This window comes from Paenibacillus sp. sgz302115, assembly GCF_056120445.1.
The window spans coordinates 1-19,115 of the sequence record NZ_JBVYOK010000010.1 but is presented as its reverse complement, the minus strand read 5'-3'; the positions used below and the strand labels follow the sequence as shown (position 1 = coordinate 19,115).

Sequence of the window (19,115 nt, the reverse complement as noted above, 5' to 3'; positions counted from 1 at the left end):
TTTGATCCAAATTGGATTTCACGCTTGTGCAGTAAGAACATCCAGCAAATGAGGCAGACGCGCTGTAAACGTATGATGGCGAAGTGTCGTCTGCAGCCCTTGAAGGGCAAGCTGCCGGCGCTCCTTCTCATGCTTCAGATAGTGATCAATCTTGAGCTTCAGCTCATCAGCATTGGAGAAAATATCCAAATCCTTACCCGGACGATAGTGGTTGCCCAGATCGTCACGGACATCTGTCAGCTGCAGCGTCCCGCAGGCGCTGATTTCATAGGTCCGGGGATTAATCGAACGTGAGGGGAGCTGATAGCTGTTCCGGTTGTCCTGCCCGCCCTCCCACGGACGGTGAATGTTAATGACCAGCTTTGCCCCGCTGTAATAATTCGCCGTTTCCTCCGGAGGGATAAAGCCGTCTTTGATAAACGGCGACAGCTCTTCAAAAGTCGTAAGCCGCTCCCAAAAGCCTCCGGCAATCAGCACTCTCTTGCCGCGAAGAAACGGGGCCAGCTCGTCAAACAGCTCTGTCCGGTTGCGGAAAGCATTGCCGATAAAGACAAGATCGTATTGATATTGCGGACCGGTGCGGCGCGGATAGAACATTTGCGGATTGACACACAGCGGAAGGTAATGAACAGAGTTCACTCCCAGCGACCGGTAGAACTCCACACAGCCCAGTTCATGCGTAAATACATGGTCGTAATGGTGGCAAATAACCGAAGTATCCTTTGTAAAATAAGGATCATCCACAAACCAGATAGCCGTAGGAATACCCAATTTTCGTATTTCCGCAATCTGCTCCAGATGATTCTCGGGAAACACATGCAGCCCGTTCATTACAAGCACAGCCCCCGGCATCTCATGAGCCGCCATCTCCAGCATGGTCTCCGGCGAGCCGATCAGAAGCTCGCTTACAAGCTGCCGCAAGGCTTCTGTTACTCCTGTATCAATTGCTTGAAAGCCCTGGGGGATATACATCAGCTTGAGCGGCCGGCATGCTCCCGCCACCGGCGGATTCAGGCGCATCACAGCTTCACACAAGCCGAGGCGGTAACCTTCCTCGTAACCGTCGAGATAATCCTGCGGACGCGGTTTTCTCTTTTTTGCTTTCACGGCTTTCACCCTGCCCTGTCATATTCTCAAGACAATATAACTATATGCGGAGTCAGCATCCGCCTCATGGACATATGTCTGTATCCTGCCGAAATTGGCAGATGCCCCCTGTCTATCACCCGACTCGCCCGAACCTTTGCAGATTTTTTCCACGCAGGATAAACTTATAGAAGCTGCCCGGGAGTCTATTAGAAGATTGGGAGAGTGAGATAATGTACGCGATGGACAACGCCATGCTGTATATCCGCCAAGCGGAGCTGCTCCGCGAACGGGTTCCTTCCTTTCAGAGCTATCCGTTTGATCTGCCGGTAGTCCGCAGCTTTGAACGGCTTGCTTTTCAGAACCGGGTTACCTTTCTTGTCGGTGAGAACGGGACGGGGAAATCTACGCTGCTGGAGGGCATTGCTGCAGCCTGGGGGTTCAACCCGGAAGGGGGGACGCTGAATTTCTCCTTCAATACCCGTTCCTCGCACTCCAGCCTGCATGATTATCTGCGGCTTGTTAAAGGGGTGAGACGTCCGAGGGACGGCTTCTTTCTGCGCGCGGAGAGCTACTATAATGTAGCTTCCTATATTGACCAGTTGGATGAGGAACCGGGTAGTGGAGGCATGATCAAAAATTCCTACGGGGGCAAGTCACTGCATGAGCAGTCACACGGGGAATCCTTCTTCGCCGCCTTTGTCCACCGCTTTGGCGGACAAGGCCTCTATATTCTCGACGAGCCGGAAGCGGCGCTCTCTCCGCTGCGGCAAATGTCGCTGCTGGTACGGATGCACGAGCTGGTGGAGCAGCATTCGCAGTTCATCATCGCCACCCACTCGCCGATTCTGATGTCCTACCCGGGTTCTGACATTTACCTGCTGGAAAGCGGAGGCATCCGGCCCGCCTTGCTGGAAGAAACGGAACACTACACAGTCACCAAAGCTTTTATGAATGACCGCCAGGGGATGCTGCGTGAGCTGCTGGGGGATGACTGAAAGGAACAAAAAAAGACACTTGCACGGATACATACAGCTTCCGTATAAGTGTCTTTGAGTGTATTTTTATTTCGCAAAGAATTTTATAACCTTAATGATCCTGTGCACAAGCCAGCCGAACATCGTCACAGCCATCATATCAAAGCAGACATTGAACAGAAACAAATGCTTCCCGATATCAGCCCGGCCATCCCCGAGAATCGGGACCAGGAAGGAGAAGAGGCCAATCAGGCCGAGCAGCATCAGCAGCTCTGCGGCAATCCGTTCGCTCCGCTTCCGGCTGTGGAAATGCTCATGCAGCACCCCTGCGTAATAGACGAGATAGAAGATTAAGAGGAAGCCGAGCGTATGAGGCAAATAATCTTTTTTCAGCTGGCTCCAGAGATTGTAGGTATAGGATAACGCCCCTTCGGGCTTGCCCTCCGATTTCTCATAGTTCCCCAGATAATAGGGACGGATGTCCATACTGTTACTGGCGGCATATTTCATGCCCTCCAGAAGACGCGAGGGATGCTTGATATAGAAGAAAAGCACATCCTTATGGGATACCCGGTCATAGAAATCCGCCTGGAGCGAAGGATCATCCTGCTTAATGGCGGTGTCCGTCTGAAAATAGTTCGTTCCCGCCAGCACCTCCAGCCTCTGCGGAAGCCCCAGCTCACGCAAATCCCCCTGTACATCCGGCGACTCGTTCAATATCCCGTAGAATACTGTCTGATAGAGATTGATATGCTTCAGCTCTTTGGGGGCAGCGACGTACATAATGACAGATACAAGAGATACCGCCACTGCGAACCGCAGAGCCAGCTTCCGCCAGTTCCCCATCCCATCCAGGGTCATCAGCCGCAGGAAGATCAGCGAGAAGGCGAGGCCCACAGGCGCATTCTGAATTTTGGAGCAGATTAGAAACAGCACGGCGATGAAGAACAGCGTCAAACCTTTGGTGGTCGGCCGTTCCTGCAAGGCCAGTCTTAGCCCTAGCGCAAAGGTTAGCAGCATGGCCACCATCGACACCGGCTCACCAAACAGTGAATTGAAGTAGGCCAAATAGCCGATGTCATAAAATACGACTAGCATTGCCGCGCCCAGCAGCAGTCCCGCAATCCAGGAGCCCCGCGCGCCCGTCTTGACGATCAGCCAGGAAGCCACCAGCAGCAGCAGGGCATACACCGCCGCCAGCAGACGGATATCGAAATAGCTGCCATGCACTAGCCCCGCCAGCAGCCTCGGCACCAGCACCAGCAAAATTTGTGAGGATGGATAAAAGCCCTTGAACAAACTCTCATAGGAGAATCTTGCATGGCTGAAGCTGAAGAAGCGGTCGGCATAGCTTTCAGCGGCATCATAGTAATTCAGTCCGACCGTATTCATCATCCGCAAGAAATCGCCGTTGTCGGCAACGCCGACAAACGGCTGCAGAAACAGCAGATAAATGATCAGCCCGCAGCCGCCCAGCACAGCGAGATTTTCCGCCTTGAATAATCGTTTCATAGTACCTCCCTACCGCTGCGGAAGCAGCTTTACATATTCATCCGACAAACTCATCAGCTTCAGCACATAGTCATAGTCACTCTGGTATTTGCTGAAATCAGCGACCGGCTGGAGCGTGTCCAGCGACAACGCTTCACCATCCGTGAAGCCTTTCCCCGGCACAAACATAATCTCATCATTAAAAAAGGTTCCTGTCGGCGAATAATACCGCATGCCGACCACGTTGCGGTCAATGTTCAGCAGATCATGGCCAAAGGCCGTGAACCCTTCCTGCTTCAGCGACACACCCAGCAGATTGGCAAGGGTCGGCAGGATATCGAGCTGCCCCCCGGTCCGGTTCACAACCTGCCCGGCTGCCATCCCTGGCGCATGCACAATCAGCGGAATATTGAAGCGGCTGACCCGAGAATCATAAGGGATTCCAAGCGCATCCTGCACCTGCTCCGGCGGCACATCCTGCGGCTGGAGGCCGAAGTGGTCGCCGTACAGCACCAGCACAGTGTTGTCCCAGAGCCCGTTCTGCTTCAGCCCTTCAATCAGCGTGCCGATGGCATAATCCGTGTAATTGATGGCTGTCAGATAATCACCAAGCATTGTATTCTTCAGCTTCTCCGGCAATGTGATTCTTTTGAAGGCATCCGGGATTTTGAACGGATGATGGCTCGAAGCCGTTACCAGTTGCGCATAGAAGGGGGTTCCTTTCTTCTTCAGCTCCGTCAGCTTCTCTACAGCAGTGATGTAGAGCTGCTCGTCAGAAGCGCCAAAGGAATTGAAGTGGTCATTATGGAAATAGCTCTTGTCATAATAACCTGTGAAGCCCAGTGCCGGATACAGCTCATTGCGGTTCCAGAAGCCGACCTTGTTCACATGAAAGGTGTAGGCTTCATACCCTTTAGTCTCCAGCAGACGCGGCAGGCTCGGCAGCACCCGGTCCCCGAAGCCCGTTGACATCGCGAGCGAGGCAATCGGATAAATGGAGGTATTGCTCATAAACTCGGCATCCGAGGTATTGCCCGCACCGATCTGCTGATAGACATGCGGGAAATAAAAGCCTTCCCCGGCCAAGCCGTTCAGCACCGGCGTCAGCTCCTGCCCCTCCAGCGACTGATGCAGCGGAAAGTTCTGAAAGGCTTCCATCTGAATCACAATTACATTTTTGCCCTTTTGCGAACCAAAGTAACCCGGCACGGTCCCCGCAGGCTTGCTGCTGTAAGAAAAAGAAGCCTCGAGAGTGTCGATCTTGGCAATGGTTTCTTTGATGTCTCCGGTGCCGATGAGGCCGTTATCCTCCTGCGCTTTAATAGCCGCGAACACCTCGTAGTTCAGGAACCCGGCACTCTCGGCCTGCACCAGCTCATTCGTAATGCCGCGTGCTGCGTGAATAGAGTAAGCGGACAGCGAGCCGCCGCCGACAATCGCCGCCAGAATGACGATCCACTGGACGCTCCGCGCTCCCGTTGAGACATGACGCCGCAAGGGCAGCGCCGGTCCTCTTTTCCATCTGCGAAATAGACTGTAAGCAATCATGATCACCAGATCCGCAAAAAACAGATAATCAATGCTCTGAATAGTCGATTTTACACTCTCTTTCACCTGAAACACCTGATGAAGCTCATAGAAAGCCAGATACGTCGGCACCGAGCCAAAATGATTGAAATAGACACTGGACGCAAACAGAATCAGCGATAATAAGCCGTTGAAGCTCCAGTAGACCGCAGTCTTCATCCTCGCAGGAATCACAAATGCTAGAATCCCCATCAGCAGCAGCACAGGAGCCAGATCCGCCGCGATCCATTCCCAGGCAATCCGTTCAAAAAACAGCCCTCTCAGCAGCAGCAGCTTCAGCCAGATCAGCCCTGCAACGATATAGAAATGTGCCCCCACCCGCACATGCTTACGCTCATTCATTGCTTCCCCTCTTAACTTGTATATTAATTTTGTAAAGCTAGTTCTCTTTTTCTGTAAAATATCACATTTAACTAGTATAGCAAATGAATCCTGAAGCACAAGTTTTAACTGCTTCGGCTTGAATTTAATATTGGGTCTGGTCGTAACTACGGGGAATGTTTGGACTTCCGGCCGCTGCCCATCTGCAGATTTCTGGATTCTTACCGCTCATCTTTAGTTCAACTTATATCAGCAAAAAAAGACGCGGCCGATAGCCGGCCGCATCTCTGATTCTCTTATTCATGGCAGGATCAGGGGGCTTCGATAAGCCCTACACTGTACACCTCTCCTTCAAGGTTATAGGATACCTTGATTGCGGGAGCTGTCCCCTTACTCATGTAAGTAACAATTCCTGGCGTTTTTTTATTTTTAACAAGCGTATACTCCTGAAGACGGACTCCGAACACATCATTGACCACAGCCGCAGCAGCGCTTAACAACCGGGCATTATCCATATCCAGCAGTTTCCGGTCCTGGTCGGCACGCTGTGCGGCATCGTCTGACTTCGGGATGAACAGGGCCATATCGGACATCTCTTTTACCGAATGTGTGGCATAATCCAGCGTAACAGAGCCCATCGTATAAAAAGAAGAAGTCAGATTTCCCTGTGTATAAGCTATTATGAGCTCATCATGGCCTTCGGCAATTTGGCGGGTGATCTTTTTCAATCTATCCGAGCCTTTGGATCTGAGCTGTTTCAGCGCGGTTATTCCAATCTGGTTCACTTCTTCGCTGATCTCATCCTGACCCACATTATAGACAGCCCGGTTAAACTCCCCGTTCAAAAAATCAATTTGCCCCTCATCTCCGCTCAAGCTGTCCTGCACCTGGACCTCAGTGTCAGGCGTTAATCCGTACTGTACAAAACGTTGAACCCTTGTAATCTTGAAATCTCCCTGATAGCCGATGTCCTGCATTTTCTTTTTGGCTGCCCGGATGACAGCTTCGTCCACTTCTCCCGGGAGAAGTGAAGCGCTCATGTTCATCTGCAGCACTTTTCCTGTCCTGGTGCTGATCCCAATCATGGCGGAGTCTTCACCAGCCCTGAACATGACAGAGGCCTGTTCCGCTTCCTTCAGCCGCTCCAGACTCTCGAATGGCAGCTTCTTCCCCAGCCGCTCCTGCATCGTACGCTCAGCGGTCCTGCGGATTCCGGCATCCGTCAGGTCAAGTTTCTTCACCTCCTGTTTGAAGGAGCCAGCCTGTCTGCTCTTCCCCAGATGACCCTCCTGCAGCAGGAAAGCTCCTGCTCCGGCCAAGAGCAGAACAACCGCAACTGCAAGGAACCTTAATCGCAGCTTCGAGCCGGCCTGCTTTCGGACCGGCGGGCCGGTCCGCACACGCATAATGACTTTTTCGGCAGCCCTGTCCGTAAATCCCGCTTCCCGGAATGACCCTTTCCGCGCGTCTTCATACCACTGCGGTTCCCGCTCCTTCATGACTCCATCCCCCTTAATTTCTCCTGGACTTTATGACGTGCACGGTGCAGCCTGGATTTGACGGTTCCGGGGGACAGCCGGGTCAGCTCGGCGATTTCTTTTATGGACAGCTCTGCTTTCAGGTCCAGCACCAGCACTTCACGGAATTTATCCGGCAGCTTCATGATGACGCCCCAGATTTCATCAACCCGGCGGTTTCCCAGATACTCCATCTCGGCTGAGCGGGCAGTACCTGCCAGTTCAGCAGATACACTTTGGTTGAGCGGGTTAAGACCCGACCGGAAGAACCGCGATTTGCGATAGGAGAATACTGTATTTCTCGCTATGGTGAACAGCCAGGCCTTGAAGGAAGAGGCTCCCCGGTAGGTCCCGATCCGGTAAAAGCATTTAATAAACACCTCTTGCGTCAAATCATCCGCCATGTCGGCGCTTTTAGTAAGGTAATAGATATAATTCCACACATCATCCCCGTGCAGATCCATAATCCGCCTCAGCTGCTCTTCGCTCATCGCCTGGGCATGCTTCAGGCCATCCAGCTCCAGTTCCACTCCTAGTTCCACTGTCTTCACCTCACTACAAATGACCTCAAAACCAGCAAATAAGTTCCCCGCTATCTCATAATAATCAAAAAAAAGCAGAGGGGCTCTCCCCTCCGCCGACACCTACGACCACACTTGTTCCTCACTTATATGATTTCTCTCCGTTTGGATAAATAGAAATATAAAAACAAACCGCTAACCGCACTTAACGCCGCACATAAGCCTATAATTCCGTATCCTGCCTGAAGCCCGCGAAGCAGCCCTACCTGTGTATCTGCACCGAACAGCCTTTTGACCGCTTCGATAACCCCGCCGACTACATAATTGCCAATCACACTGCCTAGTCCCATCAACGTAACTGTAACAGTAATTGCTGTATCGCTTTCCTTGGGATATCTTCGGGCAATAAGCGCCATAACCGTCGGATAGATCATGGCAATACCTGCGCCGGAAGCGGCAAACAGGAAGGCCAAGCCTTCTCCGCCCAAGATGGCCACAAACGTGCAGACAGCCGAAAAGCCTGAAAATATAATCAACGATAACGTAAAACCAATTTTATCCGTTAACGGACCCAGCAGCAGCCGTGCAAGCGCGAAGCATAAGAAAAAGGCGGACAGCATCCCCGAAGCCGTAATCGTGTCCCAACTGTATGCTTTTTCCAGAAAGTTCACAAGCCATCCGCCCACAGCCAGCTCCGATGTAACGCCAAAGGAGAGAATAAGCACCATTAGCCATAGAACCGGGTCCTTCAGCAAGCTTTTAAAAGAAATCCGCTCCTCATGCTGAACGTTATCCCCCGGAAAGGTACTGAACATCGCAAAAAGAATTGGGATCACGGACAATAACAGCACAACCAGATACATTCCGCGCCAGTCCAGTGTATGTCCGTTGATCGTGACCTTCATCAGACCTGTCGCAATCAGCGGGGCAACCGTGGAGCTAAGCCCGTAGAAGCCGTGGGATAAATTCATCATCGTTCCCGTGTTTTTTACAAATATACGTGCGCCCAGCACGGCCAGGCCGATCTCCAGCATCCCGTTCCCAATGTACATCAGGAAATAAGAGGCTGAGAACAAGGGATAACTTTGCGAAAAGAAAATGAATACGCCCGAAACAGCCATCGCCCCAAGAGCCGTGACCGTTACGATTTTGATTCCCCATATTCTAGTTAAATACGCTGTAAAAGAACAAGCGATCAAATAACCAAGGGCGTTCAGGGACAATAGTGTCCCAAGCTGCGATTCGTTCAGCATAAAATCAAATTGAATGCGCGGGATCGCGGGCCCTTTGATATTTTCCGAAAATCCAAAAATAACGAACCCTAAAAAAATTGTAGCCAACTGCATGGCATAAGTTTTGTTGAACTTGCTATCACGCTTGCCCACTGTATTCCTTCTTCCTGATTATTGTCATTGTTCAATGAATTGCGATGGGGAGCTGAGGGCTTCCAGAGTCGTCATCACCAGCCCTTTCATGTATTCACGATTTGTATCGTTCTGAACGTACAGGAATGGCATATGCTCCTCCGGGATGTTCTTCAGGCAGCCCTTATGAAGTTCGTCAAGCTGATCTACCTGCGGCAGTTCCCCTGTAATCGCAATGGTGACCGGATTAATGACGGCAATGACAGAGGTTAGCACATGAACAGCCAGCCGGACAAAACCTTCAGCGGTATGAAGCTGCCGCAGCTGCTCCTCACGGGTAATGCCGAAAGGCAAAAAGGATACTTCCCCGCCGAATTTCGTATTCCCTGATAATATTCGTCCATCCACGATAAAACCGGCACCTGGAAACTGGTTCTTCGGAAAGGTGACGACAGCAAATGTTTTTTCTTCTTCAAAATGCTGCAAATGATAAAAGCCGTAGACGGTCATGTTCATATCATTTTCTACCGTGACAGGCATTTCATATTTTTCTTCCAAATAAGGTCCTAACGCCTTGCCAACAAGATCAGGCACATCGCAAACTCCAATTACACCGCCGGAGACGACACCGGGTATTCCAATGCCTAGAGCCATAACATGATTGCTCTCGCCTGCGAGCTGTCCGATGAGCTGATCAATGACCTCCATATCTACATACTTCAGTTCCTCAAGCGTCTCCTCTTTAACGATGTCTCCAACCAGATTTACGATGCTGTAGTCAATGGAGTAAAGGTCTCCACTCGTCTTCACAAGCAAACAAATGGCACAACCAAAGTCGGCGTTGTACTTGTATTTTTTGGCGGGCCTTCCTCCGCTGGATTCATTCGCTCCCAGCTCAATCACTTCGCCGGTAGCAACAAGCTCATTCAATATTGTGTTACAAGTGGCTATGCTCAGGCTGGTTTGACTGGCAATCTCCGCTTTCGTTCCCGACTCCTGTGTCTTTAAAGCCTGCTTCACCAAACCAATATTCATTTGTTTAATTTGTAACGTACTGTATGTCACAGGATATATGCCCACATCCTTTTAAATTACTTTTTATAAGATTAATAATAAATGTACAACAGTGTGCCATTATCTTCAAGACAATGTTTTGGGGCATTGGAACAATGCCCCCACTGCCGAATCAGGAGAATTAACCAAGCGGGGTGTATGATAGCAGTCTTTTTATGGAACGGTTGGCTTCATGCAGTACAGTGTCCTTGTCCACCGTCTTCAGCAGCCCTTTGTCCATCAGGATTTCTCCATCGACGATTGTTGTCTCCACATCAGCCCGGGTAGCGGAATAAACAATACGGGAGATCGGGTCTACATCGAAGGAAGGGAAGGTGTGGAAATTGTAGAGATTCAGAATGGCCAGGTCGGCTTTTTTGCCTGTTTCGATGCTGCCGATCTGGTCCTCCATACCTACCGCTCTGGCCCCGCCAATGGTTGCCATGCGGAAGACGCTTCTCGCATCCATCGTAGTCGGCCCATGCTGCGGCTTCTGGATAATGGCGGCCAGGCGCATTTCATTGAACATATCCAGGTTGTTGTTGCAGGGCGCACCGTCTGCCCCAAGGCTTAAGTGAATATGATCCTGCAGCATGCCCGGCGTGTCGGCAATACCCGAGGCCAGCTTCAGATTAGAGCCGGGGCAGTGGCTGACATGGACCCTGCGGTCGCGCAGAATCCGCCGCTCCTCCTCATCCAGCCATACACAGTGCGCCAGAATCAGGCGTTCATTCGCCAGCCCCAGATGATCCAGATAGACCACATTGCGCATACCGGTCATCGCCTGAACAATCTCGATCTCCCCCAGGTTCTCCGAGGCATGAGTGTGTACCTTGACCCCGTACCGCTCCGACAGGTCGCGCACCTCTCTTAGTAGCGGCTCGGTGCAGGAAATTACAAAACGCGGCGAGAACGCGTACTGAATCCGGCCATTCCCGTAGCCGTTCCACTTCTCCAGCAGATCGACGCTCTCCTGCAGCGAAGCGGCCGTCTCCTCCTGCAGCGCCGCAGGCGCATCCGCATTCTTCTGATCCATCATCACCTTGCCGGACAAAGCCCGGATACCGCTCTTCGCAATGGCCTGAAAAGCAAAATCCGTATGGTTCACTGTCTCCATATCGACAATCGTTGTCGTGCCGCTGGAGATCAGCTCTCCAATCCCCAGCATGGCGGAATAGTAGAGCGATTCCTCATCGTGCGCCGCTTCCAGCGGCCAGATCCGCTTGCGCAGCCAGTCCATCAGCTCAAGATCATCGCCTTTGCCCCGGAAGAGCGTCTGACAAAGATGGATATGGGTCTGCACGAAACCGGGGATGACGGTGCGTCCCGTTGCGTCAATCACTGTCTCATCCCCTTGAGGGACAAGGCCGCTGCCGATCTCGGCAATCATGTTGCCCTTAATGCGAATGTCTCCATTGATGATGTCCTCCTGCTTGTTCATCGTGATGATTTCTGCGTTCTTGATCAGAATGTCCGCCATTTTCATCTTCCCCCTTGTCTTCTGCAGCCCTAGCCGCTTTTGTAACACAAAAAGGCCACAAAAATATGCCTTAAGCATATTTTCGTAGCCAGAAATTTACGGTTCCCGGTAGAGACCCTTAAACCAATTATTAAGGATATACGAAAAAAAGGATTATTCAATTGCTTGCTGAATAATCCCATCATAGAATAAAGACAACTTTGTTGTCAACATAGGTTAGTAATAATGACATGAATATAATATTTCATCCATTTTGATAATATTATCGCAAAATCCTTCGTTTCGCGTTATGTTTACTGACAAAAAAATAATAAACAAACGTGCATGTTGCTTGCCGATAGAATGCTTGTCCATTTTTACAATTCGGTTGTCAGGACTTTCTCAAATACAGGGAAGTTCGCTGTCCGCCCCGGAAAATCCACTTCGCCTCTGCGTTCATACCCAAGCGAAGGATACAGCGCCAGCGCTCTTGTATTCTTGGCATAGGTATCCAGCCGGATGCTGCTGTAGCCGCCGCTGCGGGCAAATTCCTCGGCAAAAGCAACCAGCTTGCGGGCGATGCCTTTGCCTTGCACCCCCGGATGAACGGCCAGCCGGTGCATAATCAGATGCGGCCCTTGCTCCTGTGACCAGCGGATAGCTTTGTACTGCTCCGCCTGGTCCTCGTCCAGCACAATGATGGCGGATATGGCTGCCTGCTCTTCATAGACAAATAATGTGCCCTTGTCCACATCCTGCGTGATGATTTCTCTGTTCGGGTATTTGTCATCCCATTGGTCGCTTCCGCCGTCCTGCATAACCTGCACACATCTGGCAATCAGCTCCATGATCTCCCCGATATCCGCTCTTCGCGCCTTGCGAATCTCATTCCCACTCATATCCATCCCTGCTTTCCTCTCGGCATTTGAACCAGTATAGACTCTGTAAAAAAGTCTACCATATCCGGCAAGCAGAAACGATCCTTCATTGTCCTGCTTACAGAGGCGGCTTGTTTCATCCGCCTCCATAGAGCGCCTCTTCCTGTGACTCTGGACGCATCAGCCCAGCTCCAGCTTATGCCCGTCCTCGAAGCCCTTGGCGAAACCTGCGTCGAATCCCACGTTGTATGCTTCGGTGTAGCCCTGCTGAAAGGCGTCTCCCGGGGGCGTTTCCGGAGAGACGCCCAAGTCCGGGGGGAGCGGAACCACCTGCGGCGCGGGCGGCGCATCGACGGTTGTCACAGCCGGCACGACCTGCACCGGCGGCTGAACCACCTGAATTTTCTGGACAACAATCCGGCGGCGGATTCTTCTTTTTCTGCGTTGCAAAGGACTTCTCTTGGTCTTGCCTATCCGGGGTATAAGTCTTCTGCGTGATTTACGTCCAATACCTTTGCGGACCCTCGCCTTCCGGGACAGCAGCAGTGTACGTCTGCGGATTCTGCCGCCTGAACGCGGCTTCCCAAGTTGTTTTCTCTTCATCGTTCTACTCCTCCTGTACTCCATGTACTCTGGAGGTTCCCGACTGCGCCGGCCTTGTTCAGCCAAGGCGCAGCAGGAATTCCCAGTTTGGGCTGATGCAGTGAAATACCGGATATCATCCGGCACATCGAGCTTTGATATTGGCTTAAGATTCGGATATTGTCGCTAAGCTTGCGGGCTGTCAGCTCCGATTGCCCTGTAATTTCCGCGATACTCTCCAAAATGTCCGCAAGTGCGGCTTGACTTCGGGCGATGGAGCGGATCAACTCCAGCTTGACGGCGTGTTCGGAGAGAAGCCCGCCGCTCATTTGCTGTCTTCTCCGAAGTCGAAGCCTTCGCTGGACAAAGCGCCTAAACCTCCGCTCTCTTCTTCACCGCTGCCCAGCACTGCTTTTAGATTGCTGTACAACCCGTTTTCCAATTTGGTCAAACCCTCCACCAGTTCTACAACCACTTCGTGAATAGAGATGGACTGCTTCAACTGATCTTCATGGGAGTCGAACGCTCTAGGGTGGATATGGTGCTGGGTCCACTGCTTTACTTTTTCCGCTTCCACTGCTTTGGCTTCGAGAATCATCGCAATGTTCCACTGGATAGTAGCGGTCGACTCCAGCATTTGCAGATAAGCTTTTTCTCTGCTCATCTTTCGCCTCCTGCTCTTTTTAACGCTACTCCTCTTCCGGACCGTTTAATTCCTTGATGACTCTTCCTACCCCTTCAGCCATCGCCTCTTCCAGATCGGCAAGTGCGTTCAAGTATGCAATAATGTTCTTGTTCACCTGACCTGTGCTTTCCACCAGCTCGCTGAATCCGCCAAAATCCGGCTCTGCATCCGGCAGATCATGGACAATTTGCGACATACGGACGGCCACGTGGCGTTCGGCATCGAGAATCCGCGCCATCTGTTCGTGCGTATGCGCCATGTGCTGCAGGACCTTTGTTATTTTACTCTGCACCTTCATGTCTCCTTTGCTCAAACGCCCTGCTACAGCATATGCGGCTATAGCCTTGGCGGTGCGGAGCTTTCCTGTAAGTTGCAGAGGTGCTGGCTTGGAATTTGTGATGCATAAATTTGGCGGTAATCAGGGAGCGGGCGGAGGATTTGACAGAGGGCAGAGCCCGGGATTATGCTGGGGATGGATTAGGATTTTTTTCCACAAAAAGCTGTAAACGGCGCTATTGGAACTGGAGGTATTCTATTGAAACTGGTAAGCAATCGCTTGGAGCTAAGGCCTTTAACACTCGCGGAGCTATCCTTGGCGGGCGTAAATTTCGCCGGACTGGAGCAGGGGTTCGGCCTGAAGCCCAGCGGAACTGTGCTGGATGATGAAATGCAATACGCCATGCAGGTTAGACACTCCAAGGTACTGCAGGACCCCTTGAACTATCCCTGGCTGACCAACTGGGCGATTATTCAGCGGGAGGAGCAGCGTCTGATCGGCTTCGTCATTCTTAAGGGCCGCCCGAATGCGCAAGGCGAAGTCATCGTTGGATATGTGATAGACGAGAGCCACCGGAAGCTGGGCTACGCCACCGAGGCAGTGCGGCGCATTAGCGAATGGATCTTCAGCGATCCCCAGGCCTTGTGGACCATCGCCGATACCGAAAAGGACAATACCGCCTCACACAAAGTCCTTGAGCACCTGGGAGCACAAAAGTACCGCGAGACTGAAGACCTTATCTGGTGGCGGATTGCCCGGCCGGAGCTGTAGGCGGCAAGGGGTGAGGAAGGACGCGGCAGCGGAGTTCACAACAAAAAAACACGCGCCTTAAGGCAACGTGTCTTTCAGCTTTTCCCCCGCTTCGTGCAGCGACTGGAACGTTCCGGCATCACTCCACCATTCCTGAAGCACATCGTAGCTGAGCTTGCGGTCAGCGGCGTAAAGGTTGTTCACATCGGTGATTTCCAGCTCTCCCCTCTTGGAAGGGGATACCCGCTGGATAATATCGAACACGGCTTCGTCATACATATAAATTCCGGTCACGCAATATCCCGTCTTCGGATGCTCCGGCTTCTCCTCAATATAGGAGATCCATGCGGAATCCTGAGTGTCGAATACTGGAACTCCGTATCTCCGCGGATCATCCACCGGCTTCAGCAGCACCTTTGCCGTTCCTCGGGGCTGACGCAGATACTTCTCCACATAAGGCGTCAGATCATCCATAAAAAGATTGTCACCAAGCAGCACAACAAACCGTTCACCTGGAAGAATGAAGCCCTTCGCCAGATCCAGCGCTTCCGCAATGCCTCCGGCAGCTTCCTGGATTTTGTAAGTCAGCGAGACGCCGAACTCCACGCCGCTGCCCAAAAAATCCGTATACTGCCCTGCAGACTGCTTGCTGATGACCAGGAGAATATCGGTTATTCCTCCGCGGCGCAGTCGCTCTATACCGTAGCACACCATAGGATATTTGCCGACCGGAAGCAAATGTTTGTTCATAAGCCGGGTCAGCGGATAAAGTCTTGATCCTGTTCCGCCCGCCAGTATGACTCCTTTCACTTACTTTCCTCCTTCTTATCTGTGTCTTTGGCCTTCAGGTCAACATTTCAGATGAACTGTGCCGGGTCCACATGCCATTTATCCATAAAAATCTTGCGGTTGCGCAGCACCAGCTCCTGAATCTCGGAGGAGTATACCTCCTTGAAGCTGGCGCTTCCTTCATGATGCACCAGGCAATTCCCGGCAATCAGCAGCCTGTAGCCCCGCATCCGGGCGCGATAGCAGTAATCATCGTCCTCAAAATGACCGGGAGAATACCGCTCATCCAGGAGGCCGATAGCATCCATCAGCTCTCTTTTGAACAAAAAACACAGGCCCACCAGACGCCGGCTCTCCATCCATCCTGCAGAACCCTGTGCATGTACCGCCATCGCTTCGGCATGATAGCCCGAAATATCTGTATAAGCAGTCTCCACCCGCTGCCGGCCGCTGGCATAGTTCGTCACGGGACCCACGATGCCAATATCCGGAGCACTGTACAAGGCATTCTTCAGGTTATCGAGCCAGTTTTGCGAGACAATGACATCATTGTTCAGCAGCAGCAGCTCATCGCCCGAGGCGAGCTGGAGCCCCAGATTACAGGCAACCGGGAACCCCCGGTTCTCGGGAAGCGAAATAAAAGTCAGCTTATTGTCGCGGCAGTACTCGTCCGTGCCGTCCTGTGAACCGTTGTCGACCACAATAATTTCATACGGCGTCCCGGTGTACACCCTGATTGATTCGATGCAGGGCCGCAGCAGTCTGAGCCCATTGAAGGTCGGGATAATAATACTGGTCAGCGTCATATTCTGTTCCTCCACGCAGCCATTTGCCTCCGCTGCTCCAGCAGACTCTCTTCGGTCACAACCCCGCCTGCCTCCCGCTGCATAAGAACCTTGCGCAGCGCTTCTGCATGATCGCCGGCAATCAGTTGTTCCATGGCGTTGCCGGCGCCTGTGTTCCCCTGACGAATCCGGTTATTTCGGATGACATTTACTGTTCCCGCCTTTTCCACCCGCAGCTTCTCCATAATCGAGATGGCCTGCGCTTTGGGCGGAACCATCAATTCACGATATCCGATCCTCTCCAGCGCATGGCGGGACAGCGCATGGGGAACAGCAGTCATAGAGCTGACGCCGAGATCACTCCGGCCCAGCACGGCATTGAGGTACATTTTGCAGCGGGTAACATCATCGCTTAATTCGAACGAAGGCAGCAATTCATCCAAATCATTTAATGCCACATCGACACCACCATCTACTGCTGCGGCAAAAGCGGCCAACTGCGATGCGGGAATGGTCATATCTCCGTCCAGAAACAGCAGGATATCCCCCCGGCTAAGCTTGGCTCCAAGCGCCCGCCCCACATCATGCCCGGCAGATTCCGGGCAATGTATGACCGTGGCCGTCTTGCACAGCCTGGAGTGCTGAAAGCTGTTGTCGGTGCAGCCGTTCAGCACTACAATGATCTCGGCCGGATTCAGGCGCATCACCTGCTTCAGCAGGGGCGGCAGCGTTTGTTCCTCGTTGCGCGCCGAGATAATCACCGACAGTGTCCCGCGCAGACTCGGCAGGCTTTTCTCCTCCCGGCGGCGAACGTGAGCATTGCCGGCGGCTGTTGCTCCGGCGGCTGCCTTGCGCCGTACGGCAGATTTGAGGGCGGCGGCTCCCGCGTTGGCCCGGCTGGCAGGACGGACAGCCGCAGCTTGCGCCGCCTTTCGCCGGCCGGCAGCCTTGCCGCCGGTACGGCTCCGGCGGGAGGGTGCCGCTCCAGCGGCCTTGTGCAGGACGGCCGCTCCGCCTCCGCTGCTTCGGCGGGCGGACAGCACATCTGCGGTTCTCAGCGGATTGGCTCCGCCACGGCGGACAGGAGATTTGGCCGTCACAGATGCCTTCGGCTGTGGGCCGGATGTTGCCTTGAGCGCAGCTGCCATCATCTCACCATCTCCCTCCGCCGGCTTCCGTCACTGAAGCCAGCTCTGTCTCCTTTGCGCTCAAGCAGCAGGCCGACAGCATCCGTATGGTCCCTGAGAATCACCTCCCGCAAGGGGTCGGTGCCTCCCCGCTTGCGGCGAACGGCGTTCAGTTTCCCGACAGGAACGTTGTGCACTGCCTTTACAAGCAGCCCATCAAGCACGGCCTGGGCATAGGCCAGCGGCGGACGGGATAACAGAGAAGTTCCTAGTGTGTTAAGCGCCCTGCGGCTAAGCGCATGGGGGACCGCCGTCAGCGAATAACCTTTTAAATCCGGACGGCCAAGCATGATGTTCAGCGCATATTTGGAGAGTACGACCGGATGGGGGAACTTGCTGCGCACCGGTCCGGAATAATCATTTAGTGCCACGTCTACTCCCCGTTTGACTGCAGCCACGAACGGGCGCAACTGTGAAGCGGAAATGGGAAGATCTCCGTCCGTGAAGAGCAGGACTTCACCCTTAGCTTCCTCCGCCCCGAGACTGCGGCCGACATCGTGTCCAAGCGGCTGCTCGAAGCTGATGACGCGTGCTCCCAGGGACAATGCAATCTCTGCCGTATTATCAGCAGAGCCGTTAACAATCACAATAACCTCACAGCGGGGATGGACTCCCCTCGCCCCGGCAATCACCTTGGCAATCGTTCCCGCTTCATTCATTGCCGGAATAATTACCGACACATAAGGCTCGGGATGATTCCCCGCAGGGAGCGGCGCGGCTGGCCGCATCGGCCGGGAAGTCCGCCGTGTTGTTTGCGAAACCCGCCGCCCCATGCGGCGGGCAGATGTTCGTTTGTTCTTCAAGCTCATCCACCTTCCTTGCAGGGCATAGCCTCCGGGCTGAGGGTTACATCACAGTCTATGTAATCGGCTGGTCCGGGTAACGGCCAATGTCTCACTCCGTACAGAAATTTGGACAATTGCCTGTTCTTTGGCGAAACCGCAAAAGGCCAGACTTTGGCGGAAACAAAAGGCAGATTTATAGCGGGTATTTATCAGGTACTTTATGTGTACAGCATGTAAAGTTTGTTGTGACAACAAAAAAAGCGCAGCCAATGGCTGCGCCGATATCAAGTAGAAACGACTGCGTGGTCCTTAAAACAAGGCTTCTTCCAGCTTGTTCTCTGCTTCAGACGCTTAATCGAACGCCCGGTGATTCACGGCTGGCTTCACTAATGGAGAACCAAGAGCAATCCAGGATAATACGCCATAGAAATGCACGGTCTCACGCAGCCGAACTACCTGAATTACCGCCTCTCCGGCCGATCTGCTCTTCAGTGAAGCATGAAAGAACGGCTGATTGGTCATGGCGACGAGCACATAGCCGGTATGGCCATAGCTCTCGTCAAAAGTAACCGCCACCTCTACACTCTCCTCATCGCCGTTGAACATGAACGCCGTCATACCGAACTGCTGCAGCACCTCCCGGTTTCCTGCACTCTGCACCGGGCTGAAGGAGAGATGCTCCGCATTCACCGAACCTTGAGCCAGATGATCCCCGGTCACCGCACCGGGAGCAATATGGTAGCTTTGCACGCTCTCTTCTTCCAGATGGCGGGATTGAACGGCGAATGAAGCTATTTTGGAGGCTTCCACCGCTTCATCCTGAAGCTCTGCGCTTCCGACCGCTCCTTCCGCAAGCTTGCCGGTTCCGATACTGCCAATGGCCAGCTTATCACCGGTAATGCTGCCATCCGGCAGCTCAGAGGTCAACGTACCCTCGGCCAGATGCTCCAGCTTGATTATGCCGGGGCTCAAATGGCGTTCCTCCAGCACTCCGTCCGTGAGATGTTCTCCGTATATACTC

At 52.9% G+C, this 19,115-nt stretch carries 20 protein-coding genes and 1 riboswitch; of the genes, 2 read left to right on the top strand and 18 right to left on the bottom strand.

The window, feature by feature from the left end; all coding sequences use genetic code 11:
* Nucleotides 1-18 precede the first annotated feature (18 nt).
* Nucleotides 19-1,116: a CgeB family protein gene (locus AC0LWN_RS18755; RefSeq protein WP_474667940.1), complete on the bottom strand. Its 1,098-nt coding sequence runs from the start codon at nucleotides 1,114-1,116 to the stop codon at nucleotides 19-21.
* 203 nt (nucleotides 1,117-1,319) lie between these two features.
* Between AC0LWN_RS18755 and AC0LWN_RS18750 the strand changes: the two genes are divergently transcribed.
* Complete coding sequence (locus tag AC0LWN_RS18750; RefSeq protein WP_474667938.1) at nucleotides 1,320-2,084, top strand: AAA family ATPase; 765 nt, start codon at nucleotides 1,320-1,322, stop codon at nucleotides 2,082-2,084.
* Nucleotides 2,085-2,150: 66 nt separating this feature from the next.
* On the opposite strand, the gene wsfD is transcribed toward AC0LWN_RS18750, so the two are convergent.
* From wsfD to AC0LWN_RS18690, 12 genes are all read right to left on the bottom strand, one after another.
* Entirely contained in the window at nucleotides 2,151-3,575 is a 1,425-nt protein-coding gene (wsfD, locus tag AC0LWN_RS18745) for a glycan biosynthesis hexose transferase WsfD (RefSeq protein WP_474667936.1), read from the bottom strand.
* A gap of 9 nt (nucleotides 3,576-3,584) precedes the next feature.
* Nucleotides 3,585-5,483 carry an LTA synthase family protein gene (locus AC0LWN_RS18740; RefSeq protein ID WP_474667934.1) on the bottom strand — a complete coding sequence of 633 codons (1,899 nt, stop codon included), beginning with the start codon at nucleotides 5,481-5,483 and terminating at the stop codon, nucleotides 3,585-3,587.
* A 290-nt stretch (nucleotides 5,484-5,773) separates the two neighbouring features.
* The gene (locus tag AC0LWN_RS18735; protein WP_474667932.1) at nucleotides 5,774-6,961 is read right to left on the bottom strand and encodes a hypothetical protein; all 1,188 of its coding nucleotides are present in this window, start codon (nucleotides 6,959-6,961) and stop codon (nucleotides 5,774-5,776) included.
* Complete coding sequence (locus AC0LWN_RS18730) at nucleotides 6,958-7,521, bottom strand: RNA polymerase sigma factor (protein WP_474667930.1); 564 nt, start codon at nucleotides 7,519-7,521, stop codon at nucleotides 6,958-6,960. Before AC0LWN_RS18730 ends, AC0LWN_RS18735 begins: the two co-directional genes overlap by 4 nt.
* 125 nt (nucleotides 7,522-7,646) lie before the next feature.
* Entirely contained in the window at nucleotides 7,647-8,846 is a 1,200-nt protein-coding gene (locus AC0LWN_RS18725) for an MFS transporter (RefSeq protein ID WP_474668237.1), read from the bottom strand.
* Nucleotides 8,847-8,909: 63 nt separating this feature from the next.
* A complete protein-coding gene (locus AC0LWN_RS18720; RefSeq protein WP_474668235.1) occupies nucleotides 8,910-9,938 on the bottom strand; it encodes an ROK family protein in 1,029 nt (342 codons plus the stop codon).
* A gap of 121 nt (nucleotides 9,939-10,059) precedes the next feature.
* Complete coding sequence (locus AC0LWN_RS18715) at nucleotides 10,060-11,397, bottom strand: 5'-deoxyadenosine deaminase (RefSeq protein WP_474667928.1); 1,338 nt, start codon at nucleotides 11,395-11,397, stop codon at nucleotides 10,060-10,062.
* A gap of 65 nt (nucleotides 11,398-11,462) precedes the next feature.
* A riboswitch (purine riboswitch) is annotated at nucleotides 11,463-11,561 on the bottom strand.
* Between the two features lie 192 nt (nucleotides 11,562-11,753).
* Nucleotides 11,754-12,275, bottom strand: a complete 522-nt coding sequence (locus AC0LWN_RS18710) for a GNAT family N-acetyltransferase (protein ID WP_474667926.1) — start codon at nucleotides 12,273-12,275, stop codon at nucleotides 11,754-11,756.
* Between the two features lie 159 nt (nucleotides 12,276-12,434).
* Entirely contained in the window at nucleotides 12,435-12,857 is a 423-nt protein-coding gene (locus AC0LWN_RS18705) for a FliH/SctL family protein (RefSeq protein ID WP_474667924.1), read from the bottom strand.
* Nucleotides 12,854-13,165, bottom strand: coding sequence for a hypothetical protein (locus tag AC0LWN_RS18700; protein ID WP_458967867.1), 312 nt, complete (start codon nucleotides 13,163-13,165; stop codon nucleotides 12,854-12,856). The genes AC0LWN_RS18705 and AC0LWN_RS18700 overlap by 4 nt, the downstream gene beginning before the upstream one ends.
* Nucleotides 13,162-13,500 carry an alpha-helical endospore appendage domain-containing protein gene (locus AC0LWN_RS18695; RefSeq protein WP_474667922.1) on the bottom strand — a complete coding sequence of 113 codons (339 nt, stop codon included), beginning with the start codon at nucleotides 13,498-13,500 and terminating at the stop codon, nucleotides 13,162-13,164. Before AC0LWN_RS18695 ends, AC0LWN_RS18700 begins: the two co-directional genes overlap by 4 nt.
* 25 nt (nucleotides 13,501-13,525) lie before the next feature.
* Nucleotides 13,526-13,813 (bottom strand): hypothetical protein, encoded by a 288-nt coding sequence (locus tag AC0LWN_RS18690; RefSeq protein ID WP_028530565.1) that lies wholly within the window; start codon nucleotides 13,811-13,813, stop codon nucleotides 13,526-13,528.
* Nucleotides 13,814-14,056: 243 nt separating this feature from the next.
* Between AC0LWN_RS18690 and AC0LWN_RS18685 the strand changes: the two genes are divergently transcribed.
* On the top strand, nucleotides 14,057-14,569 hold the full coding sequence (locus tag AC0LWN_RS18685) for a GNAT family N-acetyltransferase (protein WP_474667920.1): 513 nt from the start codon (nucleotides 14,057-14,059) through the stop codon (nucleotides 14,567-14,569).
* Nucleotides 14,570-14,626: 57 nt separating this feature from the next.
* Here the strand turns inward: AC0LWN_RS18685 and AC0LWN_RS18680 are convergent, their stop codons facing one another.
* From AC0LWN_RS18680 to AC0LWN_RS18660, 5 genes are all read right to left on the bottom strand, one after another.
* Nucleotides 14,627-15,358 carry a sugar phosphate nucleotidyltransferase gene (locus AC0LWN_RS18680; RefSeq protein ID WP_474667918.1) on the bottom strand — a complete coding sequence of 244 codons (732 nt, stop codon included), beginning with the start codon at nucleotides 15,356-15,358 and terminating at the stop codon, nucleotides 14,627-14,629.
* A 47-nt stretch (nucleotides 15,359-15,405) separates the two neighbouring features.
* Nucleotides 15,406-16,143: a glycosyltransferase family 2 protein gene (locus AC0LWN_RS18675; RefSeq protein WP_474667916.1), complete on the bottom strand. Its 738-nt coding sequence runs from the start codon at nucleotides 16,141-16,143 to the stop codon at nucleotides 15,406-15,408.
* Entirely contained in the window at nucleotides 16,140-17,273 is a 1,134-nt protein-coding gene (locus AC0LWN_RS18670) for a glycosyltransferase family 2 protein (protein ID WP_474667914.1), read from the bottom strand. The genes AC0LWN_RS18675 and AC0LWN_RS18670 overlap by 4 nt, the downstream gene beginning before the upstream one ends.
* Nucleotides 17,270-18,118: a glycosyltransferase family 2 protein gene (locus AC0LWN_RS18665; protein ID WP_474667912.1), complete on the bottom strand. Its 849-nt coding sequence runs from the start codon at nucleotides 18,116-18,118 to the stop codon at nucleotides 17,270-17,272. Before AC0LWN_RS18665 ends, AC0LWN_RS18670 begins: the two co-directional genes overlap by 4 nt.
* Nucleotides 18,119-18,445: 327 nt before the next feature.
* Nucleotides 18,446-19,115, bottom strand: a 670-nt coding sequence (locus tag AC0LWN_RS18660) for a WIAG-tail domain (protein WP_474667910.1), incomplete at its 5' end; no start/stop codon positions are given.